Genomic DNA, 19,571 nt, shown 5'->3' with positions numbered 1-19,571 from the left:
CGCAAAACATCAATCACCGAATACTGCACTCAAGGTACGAATCAACCATAATCACGGCTTACCCTCGCGGCGAGTGTGGACATGAAGCGCTGCCCGTCCCTGGCGATTGCGATTTTGCTGTTCGGCTGCGGTGCGGTCGCCAACGCCCAGACCCTTCCATCCTACATGGCGCCGATCGCAGGCAAGACCGCGTCGACGTCAGCCGATATCGCGACCAAGGACATGCTGGCGCTCAACACCGGTATGTTCGACCTGTACGGCGACGCCGCAAAAATCTTCCAGCAGAATGTCCTGAACAAGCATCCGGTGATCCTGGCGCTGTTTTCCGGCGCCGGCGGCAGAATGATCCTTTACCGCCCGGGAATGGCGCCGACGGAAGCGCCGCAGGTGCCGATCGTCTATCAATTGCTCAAATCGGTCGGTCACAGCACGATGGCGCTGGCCGAGGTTGTCGGCCCCTACGTCGACAACGCGGACGACAAATCCTGGCGCGGCGCGATGCTGGCTTACCGCAGCCGGATGCAGTCGGCGCTCGACGGGCTGGACCTCACGCCGATGGAGCCCGGCTGGCGCGACAACAACCGCACCATCCTGCAGAACAACATCGCCTTCATGGATGAGTGCGTTGCCAAGGGCGTGATCCCCTTTGCGACGCTCGAGGCCTTCGGCAAGAAGCAGGCACCGTTCCTGGCGAAAAACGTCTCTTGGGCGGCGCAGACCCAGGTCGGACACTGGATGAATGTCTTGACCGACTGGAAGGCGCAACTTGGCGCCGACTGGGACAAGGCCTATGGCGCCAGCAATACGATCTATGTGGCGCGGCAGAACAACGTGCTGTTCAGCGTGCTCGCGCAGTTCTTCGGTCCGGAGGCAATCAATGACCGCCTGCTCCTGATCGAAACCGTCTCCTTTACGACGACGCCGGCGGACATGCTGGAATCGCTGACGCGGATCATCGCGGATCGCTCGGTCGGTTCGCTGTTCTTTGGCAATTATCATCTGATGGATTATGAGCTGATGGGCGGCGATGCGCGGGTCGCGATCGCAGCCGAGACCGGAAAGCGCGGCATGACCACGTTCCTGCCACCGGTGGTGCCGTTCGGCTCGAAGCAGTGGCCGACATTGATCACGCCGGGCCCCGGCCCCGCATCGATCGCCGACTTGCGATAGTCTCGCTGGATGCACGAGTGATTCGTGCATCGACGGCTTTCATGTCCGCACGCCCGTCACGGCGTGGACCGAGAGGTAGCGCTATGCGGCCTTCGCGACGTGAGTTCGTGAAGTGGGTGACGGCGAGCGGCATTGCGCTCAGCCTGTCGCGGTTGGAGGCGATGGAGCCGACCGGCTTTCCGGCGCGCGCGACGCTGCCGGGACGCGGGGGATGGAATCCCGCGGCCAATGGCGCCGGGCGGATCGACGGCGTCGCCAAGGTCACGGGCGCAAAACTTTACGCCTCCGATTTTCGCGCCGCCGATCTGCCGGGATGGCCGGCTGCCACATCGCACGCGATCCTGGTCCGCGCGCCCGATGCCACGCATGTCTACCTCGGCATGGATCTCGCGCGCCTTAGCGGCGCATCAAAGCCGTCGGTGGTGGTGACAGCGGAAGACCTTGCGAAAATCGGCACCCGCGTTCCCGAATTCTATGCCAGTGATCTATTTTGTCCGATCGGCAAGACGCCGCTGTATATGGGCCAGCCGGTGGCGTTGCTGATCTTCGAGCAGTTCGACGCGTTCGACCGCGCGCGGCTGGCGCTGCGCGATGGCACATTCGTGAAATTCGGCGAAGAAACCGGCCCCGTCGATCTTCCCAGTTATGGCGCCTTCCGTTTCACGCGTGTGGCCGGGCCGACGCCCGAGTCTCCCGACGTCTACTCCCCGATCCAGGCCGGCTGGGTGACACCGGGGCGCATCCAGAACACCGCACTTCCGGTCTGGTCATCCTACGCGAAGGAGACTGCGGCGCCCTATGGCAAAGCCGCGGTCCACGGCGAGCAGATCCGCGCCGAACTCGATCCGAAAAATCCGGCTTTGCTGGTGCTCGACCGCACCTTTGAGACCCAGTCCGTCGACCCGATGTTCCTGGAGCCGGAAGCCGGGCTCGGCTGGTACGACAGGAAAGACGAAAGACTCGAGCTCGTGCTCGGCGTTCAGGGACCTTACGAGGCCACCGAGTCGATTGCGTTCCTGCTCGGGAAGGCCCGCGCGCCGTTCAAGCCCGCGCGCATCAATACGCAGTTCACCTATCTCGGCGGCGGTTTCGGCGGGCGCGATCACACGTCCTTCGTGCTCTACGTCGCGCTCGCCGCGATGTTCTTTCCAGGCAATCCGGTCCGGCTCGCGCATGACCGCTATCAGCAGTTTCAGGGCGGCATCAAACGTCATCCGTTCAAGATGCGCTCGCAGATCGGGATCGACCGCGCGACCGGCAAGATCAGGGCGTTCGCCGCCGACCATGTGCTGGATGGCGGCGGCATGGCGAATTTTTCGGCCAACGTCGCGGTGGTCGGCGCGACCGCAGCGATCGGCATCTATGACATCCCCAAGGTCGACGTCACCACGGTGGCGGTTCATACCCGCGGCGTCACCGCGGGATCGATGCGCGGCTACGGAACGCTGCAGACCTTGACGGCGCTCGAAGTATTGATCGATGAGGCGGCATCCGCCTTGCCGCTCAATCCGATCGAGTTCCGGCGGCGCAATGCGCTCAAGTCGAACGACAGAACCATGATGGGAAATCTGTACACCGTCTCGGTTCGCACGCCCGAGATTCTGGACAAGCTCGAAATGCATCCGATCTGGCGGCAGCGAGCGGAGGAAAAGGCGCGCCTGCAGTCCGGCGGAATCCTCGTCGGCACCGGTGTCGCCTGCGTCACCAAGGATTACGGGACCGGCGGCGACGCTTCGCTCGGGCGTGTGGAGATCGGCGCGGACGGCGAAATTTCGATCGATGGCGATCATGTCGAGATGGGCAACGGCATCGGAACCGCATTGGCCAACCGTGTCGCCATCCACCTCGGCGGCGTGGCCGATCAGGTATCGGTGGCGCGGGTCGATACCTACGATGCGCTGGGGCTCGTCACATCCGGCGATCCCTACACGATGGACCAGAAGACGCAGGACGCGGCGGAGAAAAATCCGCGCTGGGTGCCCGCGATCAGCTCGGCGACCAGCGCCTCGATCGGCGCGCATGTGGGTACGCACGCGGCCGCCGAGGCCGCGCGCGTGATTTTCCGCTACGGCCTGTGGCCGGCGGCGCTCGAGCTCTGGCGCATCCCGTCTGCCGATCCCCGGACAAAAGATTTCGCGAAAGCACGCTGGAAGGACGGGCAGCTCAGCCTGCCCGGCCTGACGCCGCTGGAATTGCCGGTGCTGGCTGCAACCGCACATGCACGAAATTTGGTGACGGGCGCGATCGCGCACAGCTTCTCTCGCTGGGGCTGGTCGCGCGCCCGCTTCCAGTTTGGCGGCGAGCAATACCGGGCGGAGATCGATGCGCTTGCCGTGCGCAAGGGTGGCGGAAAATTCGCGCCTCTGGATCGCGTCAATGTCCTGTTTCCGCCGACCCATAACAACCAGAGGGGCAACGTCTATACCTCGATGTGCGGCACGCTCGTCCGCGTCGAGATCAATCGCACAACCGGCGCGCTGCGCATCGCCAAGGCTTACAGCGTGCTCGAATGCGGGCAGCCGCTGGTGCCGGAAATCGTGCGCGGTCAGTCGCAAGGCGGTTTCGCGATGGGCGTCGGCTATGCGTTGCTGGAAAATTTGCCGCCCTACGATGGCGGCCCCGGCAATGGCCAATGGAACCTCGGACAATATCTGGTGGCGCGGGGATCGGATCTGCCGCTACACGACCTCGAGATCGAGATGCTGCCGCCGCTGACGCCGGACGAGCCGCCAAAGGGCATGGCGGAAGTCGTGATGGTCCCGGTGGTGCCGGCGATCCTGAACGCCATCTTCGATGCCACCGGCCACCGCTTCCAGTCGCTGCCAGTCACCCAAGCCATGCTCAAGGGAGCGATCGCGTGACGAGGCTTGCCATCACCATCAACGGCCGCGCGCTCGCACCGACCGAGGTGCGCGACGATCTGACCATGAACGATTTTCTGCGCGAGCATCTCGGGATGACCGGCACCAAATTCGGCTGCGGCGCAGCGCAATGCCTGAGCTGCGCCGTCATCATCGATAATCCGGACGGCACCAGCTACACCAGTCCGACCTGTGTCGTGTCGGCGATAAGTTTTGACGGCAAGGCGATCCGGACGGTCGAGGGCCACGCCAAAAACGGCGAACTGACCGCGCTCCAGAAGGCTTTCATCGAACACTTCGCGTTCCAGTGCGGCTACTGCACTGCCGGCTTCCTCAACGAAGCCCAGGTGTTGCTGGAGCGGCTGGCGCGAAAGCCGGTGGCGCGGGATGAGCTCGAGAAGACCATCGCCGAGGCGCTCGACGGGCATATCTGCCGCTGCACCGGTTACGTCAAATACCACGAGGCGGTGCGTGACGTAGTTCTCGCCGATCCCAAACGTTATCTGGCCTGACCATGAAATCAGAAACCCGGTTTCAGATTTTGGTTTCGGTCGCAGCGATCGGTTTGAGCATGTTGACCGGTTACGCGGCTTCGCAACCCGTTTCGAACACGCTGGCTTCGCCCGAAAGTTTTGCCGGGATCGCCGGCACCGCGGCGCGGTCGGCGGCGATGTTCACCGAACTCGGCAAGGTGCTGACGCATCCGCGCTGCACGAATTGCCATCCCGCCGGCGAACATCCGCACCAGACCGATGCGAGCCGGCTGCACCAGCCACCGGTCACGCGCGGTCCCGACGGACATGGCACCGAGACGATGCGGTGCTCGATCTGTCACGGCAACGCCAATTTCGATCCGGGCCGCATGCCGGGCCATCCGGAATGGCATCTGGCGCCGCGCGAGATGGCGTGGGAAGGCAAAACGATCGCCGAGATTTGCGCCCAGATCACGGATCCCGCCCGCAACGGCGGCCGCAAGGTCGAAGACCTCATTCATCACATCGGTGCCGACACGCTGGTCGGCTGGGCCTGGCATCCCGGCTTCGGCCGCTCGCCGGCGCCCGGCACGCAACAGGAGGCCGGCGCACTGGTGGAAGCCTGGGTGAAAACCGGCGCGGCGTGTCCGGCGAAATAATTGCGCGTGGCTTCATCCTTCGAGACGCCACGCTGCGCGTGGCTCCTCAGGATGAGGTCTTAGACCCTCATGGTGAGGAGCGCGTCTTCGCGCGTCTCCGGACGATGCTTCTCATCGCCGGGAGAACCATGAGGTTCGTGGCCGATCCCTCGTGACGCCGCTTGCGCGGCTCCTCGTGATGAGGTCGCGTCAGCGCTCCGCGAACGCCTTTTCGACCACGAACTGCGCGGCTTCGCCGTGGTTGCCTTCGACAAAGCCCTTACCGGTCAGCAGCGCGCGGGTGTCGTGCACCAACGCCGGGCTGCCGCAGATCATGACGCGGTCATGTTCGGGTTCGAGCGACGCCAGCCCGATATCGCCGAACAGCTTGCCGGAGTTGATCAGGTCGGTGATGCGGCCACGGTTGCGGAACGGGTCGCGCGTTACGGTCGGATAATAGATCAGCTGGTTGCGCACGAGGTCGCCGATCAATTCGTCATTCGGCAGCTTTTCGGTGATCATCTCGCCATAGGCGAGCTCTTTGACGCGGCGGCAGCCGTGCAGCAGCACCACCTTCTCGAAACGCTCATAGGTCTCGGGATCCTTGATCACGCTGAGAAACGGGGCCAAGCCCGTGCCGGTGCCGATCAGATAGAGATTGCGGCCGTCCTCGAGATTGTCGATCACCAGCGTGCCGGTGGCCTTGCGACTGACGATGATCTCGTCGCCTTGCTTTAAATGCTGGAGGCGCGAGGTCAGCGGCCCGTCCGGCACCTTGATCGAGAAGAATTCGAGGGTGTCCTCGTAATTGGCGCTGGCGACGCTGTAGGCGCGCAGCAGCGGCTTCTCGCCGACCTTCAGCCCGATCATGGTGAATTCACCGTTCCGGAACCGGAACGAGGGATCGCGGGTGGTGGTGAAACTGAACAGCGTGTCGGTCCAGTGATGGACGCTCAAAACGCTTTCCTGGTTGAAATTGCTCATGCTGCCGATCCCACGCTGCGAAGGCCGATTGCGACGCTCAATTCATTCGTATACATTCGTTTGTATACGAATGAATAATCCGGCTTGATCCCGGTGTCAAGCCGCGCGCAAGATGGCTGCCAGCGCCCTGCGAAGGCATTGAACAAGAAGGATAAAGTGATGGCCCATGACGCCCCCCAGACCGCTGGCCCGAGCAAGCTGGTGATCCGCAATATCGGGCTGTTGCTTTCCGGCGCCATGGAAAAGCCAATCCTCGACGCCGACACGATCGTCGCCGAGAATGGAAAAATCACTGCGATCGGACGCTTCAAGGACGTCAACACCGATGACGCCACCACCACCGTCAATGCCAACGGCACCACCGTCGCGCCCGGCCTGATCGACAGCCACGTCCATCCCGTCGCCGGCGACTGGACACCGCGGCAGAACCAGATCGGCTGGATCGACAGCTACCTGCATGGCGGCGTCACCACGATGATTTCCGCCGGCGAGGTTCATATGCCCGGCCGTCCGCGCGACGTCGTCGGCGTCAAGGCGATGGCGATCTTTGCGCAGCGCTCGTTCTGGACGCTGCGCCCTGGCGGCGTGAAAATCCATGCCGGCGCGCCCGTGATCGAAAACGAAATGGTCGAGGACGACTTCAAGGAATTGGCCGCAGCCGGCGTCAAACTGCTCGGCGAGGTCGGGCTCGGCGGCGTGAAGGATGGACCGACCGCGCGGAAAATGGTGGGCTGGGCGCGCAAATACGGCATCCAGAGCACGATCCATACCGGCGGACCTTCAATTCCCGGCTCCGGCCTGATCGACAAGGACGTGGTGCTGGAGGCCGATACCGACGTGATCGGCCACATTAATGGCGGCCATACCGCCCTGCCCGATGACCAGATCCGCTGTATCTGCGAAGGCTGCAAGCGCGGCCTCGAACTGGTTCACAACGGCAATGAGCGCTCGGCGCTGTTTACGCTGCGAACCGCGCGCGAGATGGGCGATCTCAGCCGCGTCATTCTCGGCACCGACGCACCGGCCGGCTCCGGCGTGCAGCCGCTCGGAATCCTGCGCATGGTCTCGCTGCTGTCATCGCTCGGCGATCTGCCTGCCGAAATCGCCTTCTGCCTCGCCACCGGCAACACCGCGCGGATGCGGGCGCTGGACTGCGGCATCATCGAGGTCGGCCGCTCAGCCGATTTCGTGATCATGGACATGGCGCAGCATTCGCCCGGCAAGAACATTTTGCACAGCGTCCAGCTCGGTGACCTCCCCGGCATCGGCATGACCATCATCGACGGCATCGTCCGCACCCAGCGCAGCCGCAACACGCCGCCGGCGACAAGGGTGCCGGAGATTGTCGGGCACTGATCCATCCGCCGGTTTGATGTCAGGAAACGGCAGGGTCGTCATTGCGAGCCACCGGGTCGCGCGAATGCGCGCCCGATGACTGGCTCCGCGAAGCAATCCACCTCCGGCGGTTTCGCTTTTGTCTTGGCGCCGCGTAACCCCTTGGGACGGGACCGCAATAGGGACTCGTAACGGAAGAAGCCGCCGCTGAGCCAACCCCAGCGGCGGCTTTTTTGTGCCTTTAAGCCGCGGTTGCCGCTTGCGCGGGCCGAGCTCGCTCGGTGTGACGCTGTTCAAGGGCGGCAATGGTCATCTTGAGATTGTCGCGCCGCTCGATCAGCGTCCTCGCCAGTATCGGATACTTAGCGTCGGATCGGTCGGAAACCCCGGCGCGCTCTTCTTCGGCTGCGATGTCGGATTCGATCAGTTGAACGGTGCGAACAAGATCAGCCAGTATCTTACTAATTACTGCGACCTCTCGTACTGCACCTTCGCGCGCTGTCTCGAAACGAGATTGTATGTTCATTTGCGTGCTCCCAATGGCTTAGTTCGGCACATCCAGAGCCCGGAAGCCGAACAGCTGACACACCCATCGCAAGCTGTTTGCCAATTACGACCCGTAAGAACACGGTCATCGGAACCCATCGGCCGCGAGGCCTTCGGCCTCGCGCCCGCCTACATCGGAAACGACACCCCACACTCACAGATTTCTTTCTCCGGTGCCCCCGAAAAGAGGTGGGTTTTTCACAGGGCGCCACCCATCCAGAAATAAGTTCTTGTGATGGGAGTAGGTCTTCCAACTCTGAAGACTTAGAACCAGCTGTTGGCGGAATGTTTTTCCAGCCTTGGAGAACCCCATGGGTGAAGTCATCCGTTTTGTCGCGAAATCCGAACTCGAGCGAACCCGTTTGATCCGCGAGGCCCGCGCGATATACGAAAGCATATTCCCATCGGATGATGCCGTCGGCAGCGCGAAGCATGACCGCAGGGAATGAGCGCGCCCGCAAGCAGCGCTACGCGTGAGCGCGGCGCGATAGCATCAGACACCGGACGGCTAATCGCGTTCACAAGACAGACCCGCGTCACTCACGTTCGATCGCTGGTAAACCCGGTGGCGCGCCAGCCCGGACGGGTGGCATCCAGCTCGGCGACCTCCCCGGCATCGGCATGACATCATCGACGGCATCGTGTGGACGCAACGCAGCCGCAACACGCCAGGGGTGACGCGGGTGCCGGAGATCGTGGTGCGCTGATTGTCGCAGGCCTGGCCTCTGCATCGTTCCTTTCACCTGATGCCATTGAGGAGTATGGTGACCACAAGCGAACCCCAGCCGGCGGCACTCGCAAGAGGAATCAACGGGCCGGGTTAGTTTTTGCTGCTGCATGCCGCTGAGCCGTGTTGGTACACACCAAGGCAAACAGGGAGGCAGTCCGATGACGATCAGGCCAGATCCCACATTTCATGCATCGCCGAAGCTTGCAATGGAAGCCCCGCCAGAGAGCTTTGCCTACACCTTGCTGCTCAGCCCGGACTTTTCAGAACCCGACGCGCTCGCGGTGATTGATGCAAAGCCTGACTCTCCGACCTTCAGCCAGGTCGTCCACACACTGACAATGCCGACCAAAGGCGACGAGTTTCACCATTTCGGATGGAACGCCTGCTCGTCGGCGCTGTCGCCGCTCGCCGGGCACGCATTCCTCGAGCGCCGCTACCTCATCATTCCCGGCATGCGGTCGTCCCGCATTTACATCGTTGATACGAAGCCGGATCCCACCAAGGCGAATATTCGCAAGATCATCGAGCCTGAAGAAATCTTCAAGAAGACCGGCTACTCGCGGCCCCACACGGTCCATTGCGGGCCTGAAGGCATTTACATCAGCACGCTCGGTGGCGGCGGCAAGGATGGGACCGATGGACCGCCCGGCGTCTTCATCATGGACTGCGAGACATTCGATGTCCTCGGACGCTGGGAGATCGATCGTGGCGCCCAGAAACTGCACTATGACTTCTGGTGGAATCTGCCGCGCGACTACATGGTGACGAGCGAGTGGGCGTTGCCACCGCAGTTCGAGAACGGGATCGTGCCGGAGGATCTGCTCTCGAACAAATACGGCCATCGGATCCACTTCTGGGATCTGCGGGCGCGGCGGAATGTCCAGACCATCGATCTCGGCGCCAACCATCAGATGGCGCTGGAAGTGCGTCCCGCGCATGATCCGGTTCGCGAGTATGGCTTCCTGGGCGTCGTGGTCGACACCACAAACCTCGAAGGCTCGATCTGGACCTGGTGGCGCGAGGGCGGCAAGTTTCACATCGAGAAGACGGCGACGATCCCGCCGGAGGCCGCGCCGAAGGACCAGCTGCCGCCGCTTCTGCAGGGCTTCGGCGCCGTGCCGCCGCTGGTATCCGATATCGACCTGTCCATGGATGACAAGTTTCTCTACGTCGCGTGCTGGGGCACCGGCGAGATGCGTCAATACGATGTCAGCGATCCCCGAAAGCCGAAGCTCGCCGGATCGGTCCACATCGGCGGCATTGTACGGCGTACGCCTCATCCGAACGGCAAGGCCTTTGCCGGCGGCCCGCAGATGGTCGAGATCAGCCGCGATGGCAAGCGCGTATACTGGACCAACTCGCTCTACTCGACGTGGGACGACCAGTTCTATCCGAGTGGAATACCGGGCGCCGAGGTCATGGCCAATGCAGGCCCGGGCGGCGGGCTCGAGCTGGCCAGGGATTACTGGGTCAACTTCCCCGACGGGTACCGGGCGCATCAGATCCGGCTCGACGGCGGTGACTGTTCGACGGATTCGTTCTGCTATCCGTCGGTTTGAATGTGAGCGCGGCCGATTGGACACCGGCCTGGCTCTGGCTGGCTGTCATCGCGAGCGGCCTCTATCACGGAGTAAATCCGGGAATGGGGTGGCCGCTCGCCGTATCGGCCGGATTGATGGAGAGGAGTCCGCGTGCGCTGGTGGCCGCGCTTGGGCCGCTGGCGGCGGGCCATCTGCTCGCGATGCTGCTGGTGATCCTTCCCTTCGCGCTGCTGGTCGCCCTCGTCGAATGGCAGCGCCAGATACAGATCGGCGCCAGCCTCCTCGTCATCGGGTTCGGTATCTTTCGGCTTGTCGATCGGCGCCATCCGCGGGCACTGGCGCGAATATCACCGACGCAACTGGGACTTTGGTCCTTCGCGGTCGCAATCGCCCACGGTGCGGGACTGATGCTGGTGCCGATCTATCTCGGGCTCTGCCGGGAAGCCGACCTGGATAAGGGCCACGAGGCCGTCGGGACCATCATCAATGGCAATCTCGGTATGGCGGCGCTCGTCTCCATCGTTCACACCAGCACGATGATCGCCGCCGGCGGATTCCTGGCGTGGCTGGTCTACCGTTATCTTGGCCTCAAATTCGTATCGCGGAGCTGGTTCAATCTGGATTCATCCTGGGCCGTCAGCCTCATTCTGGTGGGGCTCATCGCACTCGGGTTCGGCCTCGCGGAATAGCGCGAGTTCTGCGCGGCATTGCAACATGACAGCAATTCAAGCTGAATGAAGCACGCGCCCTGTCACCGCAGCTTGTTCAGCAATCCCATCAGCGTCTCGCGCTCCCTGGCGTCGAGCGGCGCCAGCGTCTCCTTGGTGATCGCCAGTGCGTTCGGCGCAGCTTTTTCGGCCAGCTGCTGGCCGGCGCGCGTCAGACTCACCAGCAAGCGCCGGCCGTCTTCGGGATCGGGGCTGGTCTCGGTCAGGCCGCGCGCGGTGAGGCGGTCGATCACGCCCTTGATGGTGGCGACGTCCATTGCTGTCAGCCGTCCGAGCAGGTTTTGCGAGCATGGCCCGGTCTCGGTCAATTTTGCCAGCGCCGCCCATTGCGTCGGCGTCAGGTTGATGCCGATGTCGCGGGCGAAGATCATGGCGTGGCGTTGCCACACCTGGCGCAGGATGAAGCCGATCTGCTCGTCCAGGATGTAGGACGGCTTTGACGGCTTGACGCTTCGCTTGGGCGAACCATTTCTGGCCATGGCGTTTCCCATCCCTATTCTTGTCCTGCGCCGGTCACAGCGACAGATGCGCGTCGCGGATATCCGGACGCGCGTCGAGTTCGCTCATCGTGCCGCCGAAACAGATCTTGCCGCGCTCGATGATGTAGGCGCGGTCGGAAATCAGGCGCGCGAAGTGCAAATTCTGCTCGGATACCACGATGCTGACGCCCTCTTTCTTCATGGCCAGGATGGCGTCGACCATCTGCTCGACGATTTTTGGCGACAGCCCCTCCGACGGCTCGTCGAGCAGCACCAGCGACGGATTTCCCATCAGCGTGCGCGCGATCGTCAGCATCTGTTGCTCGCCGCCGCTCATGCGCCCGCCCGCGCGGCCGCGCATTTCGCCGAGGTTCGGAAACAGCGTGAACAGCTTTTCCCGAGTCCAATACGGCGCATTCGGCCGCTTCGGTTGCCGGCCGACTTCGAGATTTTCCTCGACCGTCAGATCGGTGAAGATACGGCGCTCTTCCGGCACATAGCCGAGCCCGCCGCGCACGATCGCATGCGTCGGCTCGGCCGATACGTCCTTGCCTTCGAACAGGATGCGGCCGGTGCGGTTCGCGACCAGGCCGACGATGGAGCGGAAGGTCGTCGACTTGCCGGCGCCGTTGCGCCCGAGCAGTGCGACCACCTCGCCATCGCCGACTTCAAGTCCGATATCGAACAGAATATGCGCGGGGCCATAAAAGCTGTTGAGGTCTTTGACTGAAAGCTTCATGCGCCCGCTCCCTCGCGGTGGCGGGCGTCGTAGACCAGACCCTCGCCGAGATAGATGGCGCGGACTTGTGGATTGCCGCGGACTTCTTCCGGCGATCCCTCGGCGATCAATGTACCGCGATTGAGCACCAGGATGCGGTCGGCGTGCTCGAACACCACATCCATGTCGTGTTCGGTGAAGAGAACGCCGATCGACTGCTCGCGGGCGATGCGCGCGGTGAGCCGCATCAATTCGATGCGCTCGCGCGGCGCCATGCCGGCGGTCGGCTCGTCCATCAGCAGCAGTTTCGGCTGATTGGCCAGCGCCACCGCGAGCTCGAGCCGCTTGAGATCGCCATAGGCGAGTTCGCCGCAGGGGCGCTCGGCGTAGGCACCCATGCCGACGAGATCCAGTAGCCGTCCGGCCTCGTCCCGCGCGTAATGCGCCGTCGAGGTCCAGAGATTGAACAATTGCCGGCCATAGGACACCAGCGCAACCTGGACATTCTCGCGCACCGTCATGGTCGGGAACGTCGCGGTGATCTGAAAAGTGCGGCCGACGCCGAGCCGCCAGATCGCGCGTGGCTTCTTGCCCGCGGTATCCTCGCCCAGCAGATTGATCCGGCCGCTATCGGGAATGTTCTGGCCGTTGAGCATGTCGAAGCAGGTGCTCTTGCCGGCGCCGTTGGGGCCGATCAGCGCCAGGATTTCGCCCGCCCGCAGTTCGAACGAGACGCCGCGCACGGCATGCACGCCGCCATAGGACTTCGTCAGCCCATCGACCGACAGCAATGTAGGGACCATGCTCATTCGGCGGTCTCGATGCGCGAGGTGACCAGTGCAGTCTTTGGTGAAGAAGGACGACGGCGATTCCTGATCGTCTCCAGCATGCCGACGATGCCCTTGGGGAAAGCCACCACGATCAGGACGATGAAGCCGCCAAGCACCAGCTTGGAGAGATCGGTCTGACTCACCAGCCAGATATTCAGCGCCTTGTAGACGATGGCGCCGACGACCGCGCCGGAGACGGTTTCGACGCCGCCGAGCAGCACCATGACCAGTGCATCGACCGAGAGCGATATGCCGAGGCTGTCGGGGAAGACGCTGCCCTTGAGGTACGCAAACAGCGCGCCGGCGACACCGGCGACGGTGCCGGCGATCACAAAGGCGGTCCACTGGATGCGCTTGCCGTTGATGCCGACGGCTTCACTGCGCAGCGGCGAATCCCGCGTCGCGCGTAGCGCAAAGCCGAATGGCGAGAACACGATGATCCGCAGCACCGCCACCGCCAATGCCGCGATCCCAAGCGAGAGCCAGTAAAAATGCGACGGGCTCGCCGCCCATTTCTCCGGCCAAACGCCCAAAATGCCGTTGTCGCCGCCGGTGACCGCGACCCATTGGAACGCGATCGACCAGACGATCTGCGCAAACGCCAGCGTCAGCATCGCGAAATAGACGCCGGACAATTGCACGGCGAAGAAGCCGAACACCGCAGCCCCAAGACATCCGAGCAGCGGGCCGAGCAGAAGCGAGACGATCATCGGCAGTCCCGCCATCTTGGCGAGGAAGGCGACGCCATAGGCGCCGAGCCCGAAATAGGCGGCATGGCCGAACGAGGCGAGCCCGCCGACCGACATCAGGAAATGCAGGCTGGCCGCAAAGATCACGAAGATCGCGATCTCGGAACCGACGGTCAGCGCGTAGTTGCCGCTGACGAACGGCAGCGCTGCCGCTGCGATCAGCGCAGCCACCGCGGCCCATCGTTCGCCCGGGCCGAGCGGACGCCAGGGATTGACGGTCAGACCCGGCGTGCGGCGCGCCGGCGCCTCGGCTTTGCCGAACAGCCCCCACGGCCGCACGATCAGCACCACGGCCATCACCAGGAACACCAGGATGATCGATATTTTCGGGAAGATCAGGATGCCGAAGGCGTTGAGTTCCGACACCAGCACGGCGGCCACGAAAGCGCCGATGATGCTGCCGAGGCCGCCGATCACCACCACGACGAAGACATCGACGATGATGCGCAGGTCCAGCGCGTGATGCACGGCATCACGCGGAATCTGCAGCGCGCCGCCGAGGGCGGCGAGAAATACGCCGACCGCAAACACGCTGGTGAACAGCCATTTCTGATTGACGCCGAGCGCCGCCACCATGTCGCGGTCCTGCGTCGCGGCGCGAACCAGCACGCCCCAGCGCGTGCGCTGGAACATCAGCCACAGCAATCCCAGCACGACCGGGCTGAGCGCGATCAGAAACAGATCGTAACTCGGAATGTTCTGGCCGAAGAAATCGACCGCGCCCTTGAAGCCCGGCGCGCGGCGGCCGAGCAGATCCTCCGGTCCCCAGATCAACACCACAAGATCCTCGACCATCAAGGTCAGGCCGAAGGTCGCGAGCAACTGAAACAGCTCCGGCGCGTGATAGATCCGCCGCAGCAGCACCATCTCGACCAGCACGCCGATCGCGGCCACGACGAGCGCCGCGACGACCATGCCGCCCCAAAATCCAAACGCGCCGGAAAGCCGTTCGGTCAGCGTGAACGCGACATAGGCGCCGAGCATGTAGAACGCGCCATGGGCGAAATTGACGATCCGCGTCACGCCGAAAATGATCGACAGGCCTGACGCGACCAGAAACAGCGACGCCGCGCTGGCCAGACCAGTCAGGAACTGAACGAAGTAAAAGGCCATGGGCGATCCGGGTTAGGGGCATCCAATGAGATGCCAAAATGCAGTGCGTTTACTTCACCTCTCCCATAGGGAGAGGTCGGATCGCGCAAGCGATCCGGGTGAGGGGTTACGGACCAACGATAGATCAAAACCCCTCACCCGAATTTTTCGCTGCGCTCTAAATTCGACCTCTCCCTTCGGGAGAGGTAGGTCTCACTCCTTCGGACGAAGCTTTTCGACTTCGGCATCACCAGGCAGATAGTCGGAACCCTTTCGGTAGACCGAATCCACCATCACGCCCTTGCCGTCCTTCACCGCGGTCTTGCCGACGTAAGCGCCGAGCGTGGACTGATGGTCGATCTTGCGGAAGGTGATCTCGCCGAGCGGCGACGGCACCGACAATCCCTCCGTCGCTGCGATCAGCTTTTCCGGATCGGTCGAATTCGCTTTGGCAAGGATCGCCGCCGCCGACTTGATGGTCTGGTAGCCGACGATCGAGCCGAGCCGCGGATAGTCGTTGTACTTGGCTTGATAGGCCTTCAGGAACGCGTCATGCTCCGGCGTCTTGATCGAGTACCAGGGATAGCCGGTCACGATCCAGCCGTCCGGCGTCTCCTCCTTCAGCGGATCGAGATATTCCGGTTCGCCGGTCAGGAAACTCACCACCGCGCGATCCTTGAACAGGCCGCGGGTGTTGCCTTCACGCACGAATTTGACGAGATCGGCGCCGAAGGTGACGTTGAGGATCGCCTCGGGATTGGCGGCGGCAAGCGCCTGCACTACCGGACCCGCATCGATCTTGCCCTGCGGCGGCCACTGCTCGTCAACCCACTGGATGTCGGGGCGCTTTTCCGACATGAGCTTCTTGAATACCGCGACCGCCGACTGGCCGTATTCATAATTCGGCGCAATCGTTGCCCAGCGTTTGGCCGGTAATTTCGCCGCCTCTTCCACCAACATCGCCGCCTGCATGTAATTGGAGGGCCGGAGGCGGAAGGTGTAGCGGTTGCCCTTGGCCCAGGTGATGGCGTCGGTCAAAGGCTCGGCCGCGAGGAAAAATACCTTCTTCTGATTGGCAAAATCGCTGACGGCGAGACCGATATTGGACAGGAACGTGCCGGTCAGCATCGCTACGTTTTCGCTCGATACCAGCTCGTTGGCGGCGGTCTGCGCGTCGGCCGGCTTGCCGCCGTCATCCTTGGAGACGACGACGAGTTTTTTGCCGTTGATGCCGCCCGCGGCGTTGATCTCCTCGACCGCGAGCTGCCAGCCCTTGCGATAGGGCTCGGTGAACGCGGGCAACAGCGAATAGCTGTTGATTTCGCCGATCTTGATTTCGCTTTGGGCCACGGCGGTATTGGCCATGCCGGCGACCATGATCGCCAATCCCGCTCCCAGCAAATAACTCCGTCGCATACCCAACCTCCAATGTTACAGAGAATTATCTCAAACCGTCTTCGCCCTTGACTTCAGAAATCGTGAGCCCGCCGACCCGCGGCAGCGGCCGGCCGCTGTCGGTCACCGCGACCGCGACCATGATTTCATTGGCGCGCGGCGCATCGTTGATCTGCACCTCCATGCCATCGAAATGGCTGCGCACGAACGCCGCATCCTTGTGCCCGAGCGGAATATCCAGCGTGGTTCCCGGGCCGCTGCGCTTCTTCGACGACGGAATTAGCGCAGCACCCTTGCTCAGCACTTTGCGCACCGGGGCGCCCATCTTCGGATGCAAGATCGCGGCCGCATGCTCGAGTTCACCGTTTTCGCCGACCGCGGCGGCCTTGCCGTAGCTTTGCGCCTTGGCGCCGTCGATCCCGAGCGCCGCCACTGCCCTCTTCGACAGCAATTCGCCGAGTTCCTCGCCGATCGCGATCAGCGGCGAGAGGTCCTCGACATATTTTCCGGCAAACGGGTTTTCGATCACGGCAATCGCCGCCGCACGCCGGGTCGGCGGCAAAATCTTCTGCCCCATCTCCAGATGGGTTTCCTCGACCACCGTGACGATTTTGCGAATGATCGCGCTCATCCCTGTCAGCCCTGTTCCCCGATCAAGCATGCATCGTCCTTTCTATCGTCTGGTTGTGAAGCGCTTGCGATCCCTGCGTCGGGGTCCCCGTCACCCCCACCACGACGATTTCGCCGAGTAGCCGCAAGGCTGCACCCTCGATCAATCCTGCCACGAGCGCTTGGCGCGCGCACCGTGCACCCGCCGCGAGCGCGTCCTCGATCTCATCGTTCGACAGCCTTCCGACGTCCCGGGTGACGAGCCGCGCACCGAGATCGCTGTCCGGCTGCAACGCATCGGCTGGACAGCGGACGATCGCGGGATGCCCGGGCAGATCGACGGCATTGGCGATGACGGTCGCGGCGGCATCCGCATGGGACGCCGTTCGCGCCAGCACGGTGACGGCGTCGGCAATGCCGAGCGAGAAGCTGCGGCCGTGGCGTCCGCTGGTCGCGACGCCCCGGATGCAATCGTCAGCCTCGATGACCATCGTCCGCAGCAATCCATGCCGGTCCGGACGGTCCATTAGGCCCACCGTGAACTGTTCGCCTTCGGCCAGATGCAGCGCGATATCGCCACCATTATTGACGTAAGCGCGATCGAGCCGTGCTGCGCCCTGCATCGCGCCGAGAATCTCTTCCGCCACGCTGCCAGCCACCGCCGCCATCGGCGTGATGAAGCAATCGGCCGCAAATGGCGCGACCGCCGCATGCATGCGGCGCGCGACGACGCCTTTCAGCGAGCATCGCGCCGGATCGGCCGCGCTGCGCAATTCCGAAAGCTCGGCGCAGAGTTCATCCAGCAAGCCGGGGAAGCGCCGCGCCGCGGCCTCGTAAGCCGCACCAACATCCGCGTCGTTGCCTTTCGCCTCGACGATCAGATCAATCGGACCGTCCTGCAAATGCAGCCGCTTGCCGTCGGGAAGAAGCGCGATTTGCGGCAGCCGTTTCATGCGCGACGCCCGGGAATGTAAGGCATCGGACGGGTTTCGGTGTTGTCCTTCAACGACGCCAGCGGACGCACATAATCCATATGGCCGCCCAATGCCGCATAATCCGACAGTTTGAGCGTGAACTCGATCGGCGCCACCAACGCCGGCGTCGGAACGTAACCGAAAGCGCCTGCCGGCATCTGCGTGACGTCGACCATGAAGGTGATGCCGCCGCCCGGCCAGACATAGACCGGCGCGCCGCCGCTGGTGACGCGCGTCAGCGCGTCCTTCACCGAACGCGTCAGCCGCACCGGATTGTCGGTGACGCCGGCGCGCAGCGATCCGCCCGCGCCGCCCATGAACAACACCGTGCACAGCGCCGGTTCGCAGTTTTCCTGAATCCGCTCGACGGAAAGTTTCAGGTCCAGCGGCATCTGCTTTTCGACCGGCTTCAGCGCCTCGTCGAGTTCGTAATATGCCGCATGTTCGCCGGTGGTGGAGACCATCAGCATGGTGAGGCCCGGCCGCGCCTCCTTCGGATCGAACGGGCCGAGCACCGACAACGGATTGGAAATCTTGGTGCCGCCCCAGCCGGTGCCGGGCTCGGCGACCTGGAAATAGCGGCCCGGCGTCGAGCGCCGGCCCTTCATCTTGATCCCGGTATCGGGAATATCCAGCAGCTTGCCGGCCTGATGTTCGCTGAGGACGCCGGTAATGTGGTCATCCACCACGACCACCTCATCGACCTTGCCCTGCCACTGCTTGGCGAACATGCCGATGGTGGCCGAGCCGCAGCCGACCCGCATGCGTTCTTCCGCGACGCCATTGACGATGGGCGGATAGCCGGCCTGCACCACCACGGTGGCGCCGCCGTCGATCGTGAGCTCGACCGGCTTGCAATTGGAGAGGTCCATCAGCGCGTCACAGGTGACGCGGCCTTCCTTCTTGGAACCGCCGGTGAGATGATGCACGCCGCCGAGCGACAGCATCTGCGAGCCGTATTCGGATGTCGTGACATGGCCGATCGCTTCGCCCTGCGCGCGCACGGTCGCGGTTTCCGGACCGAGATAGCGGTCGGTGTCGATCTTCACCTTGACGCCGCAATAGCTGAAGATGCCTTCGGTCACGACCGTGACCATGTCGACGCCGTCGATCTCCGAGGAAACGATAAAGGGCGCCGGCTTGTAGTCAGGGTAAGTCGTGCCTGCCCCGATCGCCGTGACAAAGACCTCCGGCTGATGGACGATCTTGCCGTCCCAGTCGCCGGTGGCCTGAAACGGCACCAGACGGCCACCGTGCTCAACCGTTCGCTCCAGCACGATATGCGGATCGACCCGCACCAGTTCGCCGTTGTGATTGGCATAGCGGTCGCAGGCGCCTGCCGCGCCCGGCTTGATGTAGCACATCACCGGGCAGGCATCGCAGCGGATCTTGTCGCCACCGGCGGCCGTCGTCGCATCGATCGTCATGAACAAGCCTACTCTCGGGCGGCCTCAATCATACCCCGTTTTCAGCCGCCGGGCATATTGTTCGTATACGAACGATCCTGCGCGCAGGCTGGAAACCTGTCAAGCGGTCGGGGAAGCGAAAAACCGCCATTGCCGAATAAAAAATCAATTGCCTCGCACCGTTGTTTATAAAGCGGGCAACGCACTGCACCGCGGAACGGGCGGCTTGCACGTTTGTATACAAACGTTATCCTCCGATCAGGTTTAGATCCGACATTACAGTGCAATCGTCGGGGTTTTAGGGAGCACGATC

18 protein-coding genes are annotated in these 19,571 nt (G+C 63.1%); 8 read left to right on the top strand and 10 right to left on the bottom strand.

The features are described 5' to 3' along the window. Window positions 1-81: 81 nt before the first annotated feature. The 4 genes from NL528_RS15060 (at window position 82) to NL528_RS15045 (ending at window position 5,163) form a co-directional block, all read left to right on the top strand. Window positions 82-1,170, top strand: coding sequence for a hypothetical protein (locus tag NL528_RS15060; RefSeq protein WP_309183454.1), 1,089 nt, complete (start codon window positions 82-84; stop codon window positions 1,168-1,170). Window positions 1,171-1,253: 83 nt separating this feature from the next. After that, window positions 1,254-4,031 carry a molybdopterin cofactor-binding domain-containing protein gene (locus NL528_RS15055; RefSeq protein ID WP_309183453.1) on the top strand — a complete coding sequence of 926 codons (2,778 nt, stop codon included), beginning with the start codon at window positions 1,254-1,256 and terminating at the stop codon, window positions 4,029-4,031. Beyond that, window positions 4,028-4,543, top strand: coding sequence for a 2Fe-2S iron-sulfur cluster-binding protein (locus NL528_RS15050; protein WP_309183452.1), 516 nt, complete (start codon window positions 4,028-4,030; stop codon window positions 4,541-4,543). Before NL528_RS15055 ends, NL528_RS15050 begins: the two co-directional genes overlap by 4 nt. A 2-nt stretch (window positions 4,544-4,545) precedes the next feature. Continuing rightward, window positions 4,546-5,163, top strand: a complete 618-nt coding sequence (locus tag NL528_RS15045; protein ID WP_309183451.1) for an Isoquinoline 1-oxidoreductase subunit — start codon at window positions 4,546-4,548, stop codon at window positions 5,161-5,163. 189 nt (window positions 5,164-5,352) lie between these two features. On the opposite strand, the gene NL528_RS15040 is transcribed toward NL528_RS15045, so the two are convergent. Continuing rightward, complete coding sequence (locus tag NL528_RS15040; protein ID WP_309183450.1) at window positions 5,353-6,126, bottom strand: ferredoxin--NADP reductase; 774 nt, start codon at window positions 6,124-6,126, stop codon at window positions 5,353-5,355. A 159-nt stretch (window positions 6,127-6,285) separates the two neighbouring features. On the opposite strand from NL528_RS15040, the gene NL528_RS15035 reads away from it, so the two are divergent. Then, on the top strand, window positions 6,286-7,482 hold the full coding sequence (locus tag NL528_RS15035; protein WP_309183449.1) for an amidohydrolase family protein: 1,197 nt from the start codon (window positions 6,286-6,288) through the stop codon (window positions 7,480-7,482). A gap of 220 nt (window positions 7,483-7,702) precedes the next feature. On the opposite strand, the gene NL528_RS15030 is transcribed toward NL528_RS15035, so the two are convergent. Continuing rightward, window positions 7,703-7,987, bottom strand: a complete 285-nt coding sequence (locus NL528_RS15030; RefSeq protein ID WP_309183447.1) for a hypothetical protein — start codon at window positions 7,985-7,987, stop codon at window positions 7,703-7,705. 331 nt (window positions 7,988-8,318) lie between these two features. Here NL528_RS15030 and NL528_RS15025 point away from each other — a divergent pair, with 331 nt between their 5' ends. The 3 genes from NL528_RS15025 (at window position 8,319) to NL528_RS15015 (ending at window position 10,967) form a co-directional block, all read left to right on the top strand. Further along, window positions 8,319-8,456 carry a hypothetical protein gene (locus tag NL528_RS15025; RefSeq protein ID WP_309183446.1) on the top strand — a complete coding sequence of 46 codons (138 nt, stop codon included), beginning with the start codon at window positions 8,319-8,321 and terminating at the stop codon, window positions 8,454-8,456. 439 nt (window positions 8,457-8,895) lie between these two features. Continuing rightward, window positions 8,896-10,296 (top strand): selenium-binding protein SBP56-related protein, encoded by a 1,401-nt coding sequence (locus tag NL528_RS15020; RefSeq protein WP_309183445.1) that lies wholly within the window; start codon window positions 8,896-8,898, stop codon window positions 10,294-10,296. Between the two features lie 2 nt (window positions 10,297-10,298). Then, on the top strand, window positions 10,299-10,967 hold the full coding sequence (locus tag NL528_RS15015) for a hypothetical protein (RefSeq protein WP_309183444.1): 669 nt from the start codon (window positions 10,299-10,301) through the stop codon (window positions 10,965-10,967). A gap of 62 nt (window positions 10,968-11,029) precedes the next feature. On the opposite strand, the gene NL528_RS15010 is transcribed toward NL528_RS15015, so the two are convergent. The 8 genes from NL528_RS15010 to NL528_RS14975 all read right to left on the bottom strand — a co-directional run bounded on the left by NL528_RS15010 (window position 11,030) and on the right by NL528_RS14975 (window position 19,279). After that, entirely contained in the window at window positions 11,030-11,485 is a 456-nt protein-coding gene (locus NL528_RS15010; protein ID WP_309183443.1) for a MarR family transcriptional regulator, read from the bottom strand. 34 nt (window positions 11,486-11,519) lie between these two features. Further along, the gene (locus NL528_RS15005; RefSeq protein ID WP_309183442.1) at window positions 11,520-12,224 is read right to left on the bottom strand and encodes an ABC transporter ATP-binding protein; all 705 of its coding nucleotides are present in this window, start codon (window positions 12,222-12,224) and stop codon (window positions 11,520-11,522) included. Further along, window positions 12,221-13,012, bottom strand: coding sequence for an ABC transporter ATP-binding protein (locus NL528_RS15000; protein WP_309183441.1), 792 nt, complete (start codon window positions 13,010-13,012; stop codon window positions 12,221-12,223). The genes NL528_RS15005 and NL528_RS15000 overlap by 4 nt, the downstream gene beginning before the upstream one ends. Continuing rightward, window positions 13,009-14,895, bottom strand: a complete 1,887-nt coding sequence (locus tag NL528_RS14995) for an ABC transporter permease (protein ID WP_309183440.1) — start codon at window positions 14,893-14,895, stop codon at window positions 13,009-13,011. Before NL528_RS14995 ends, NL528_RS15000 begins: the two co-directional genes overlap by 4 nt. A gap of 192 nt (window positions 14,896-15,087) precedes the next feature. Next, window positions 15,088-16,290: an ABC transporter substrate-binding protein gene (locus NL528_RS14990; protein ID WP_309183439.1), complete on the bottom strand. Its 1,203-nt coding sequence runs from the start codon at window positions 16,288-16,290 to the stop codon at window positions 15,088-15,090. Between the two features lie 25 nt (window positions 16,291-16,315). After that, window positions 16,316-16,900: an amino acid synthesis family protein gene (locus tag NL528_RS14985; RefSeq protein WP_309183438.1), complete on the bottom strand. Its 585-nt coding sequence runs from the start codon at window positions 16,898-16,900 to the stop codon at window positions 16,316-16,318. Window positions 16,901-16,922: 22 nt separating this feature from the next. Continuing rightward, entirely contained in the window at window positions 16,923-17,831 is a 909-nt protein-coding gene (locus tag NL528_RS14980; RefSeq protein WP_309183437.1) for a UPF0280 family protein, read from the bottom strand. After that, window positions 17,828-19,279, bottom strand: coding sequence for a 6-hydroxynicotinate reductase (locus tag NL528_RS14975; RefSeq protein ID WP_309183436.1), 1,452 nt, complete (start codon window positions 19,277-19,279; stop codon window positions 17,828-17,830). Before NL528_RS14975 ends, NL528_RS14980 begins: the two co-directional genes overlap by 4 nt. Window positions 19,280-19,571 lie beyond the last annotated feature (292 nt).

Origin of the sequence: Bradyrhizobium sp. Ash2021 (assembly GCF_031202265.1) — a bacterium.
Taxonomy (GTDB): Bacteria; Pseudomonadota; Alphaproteobacteria; order Rhizobiales; family Xanthobacteraceae; genus Bradyrhizobium.
The sequence above is the reverse complement of the archived record's forward strand: the minus strand, read 5'-3'. Positions and strand labels throughout refer to the sequence as shown.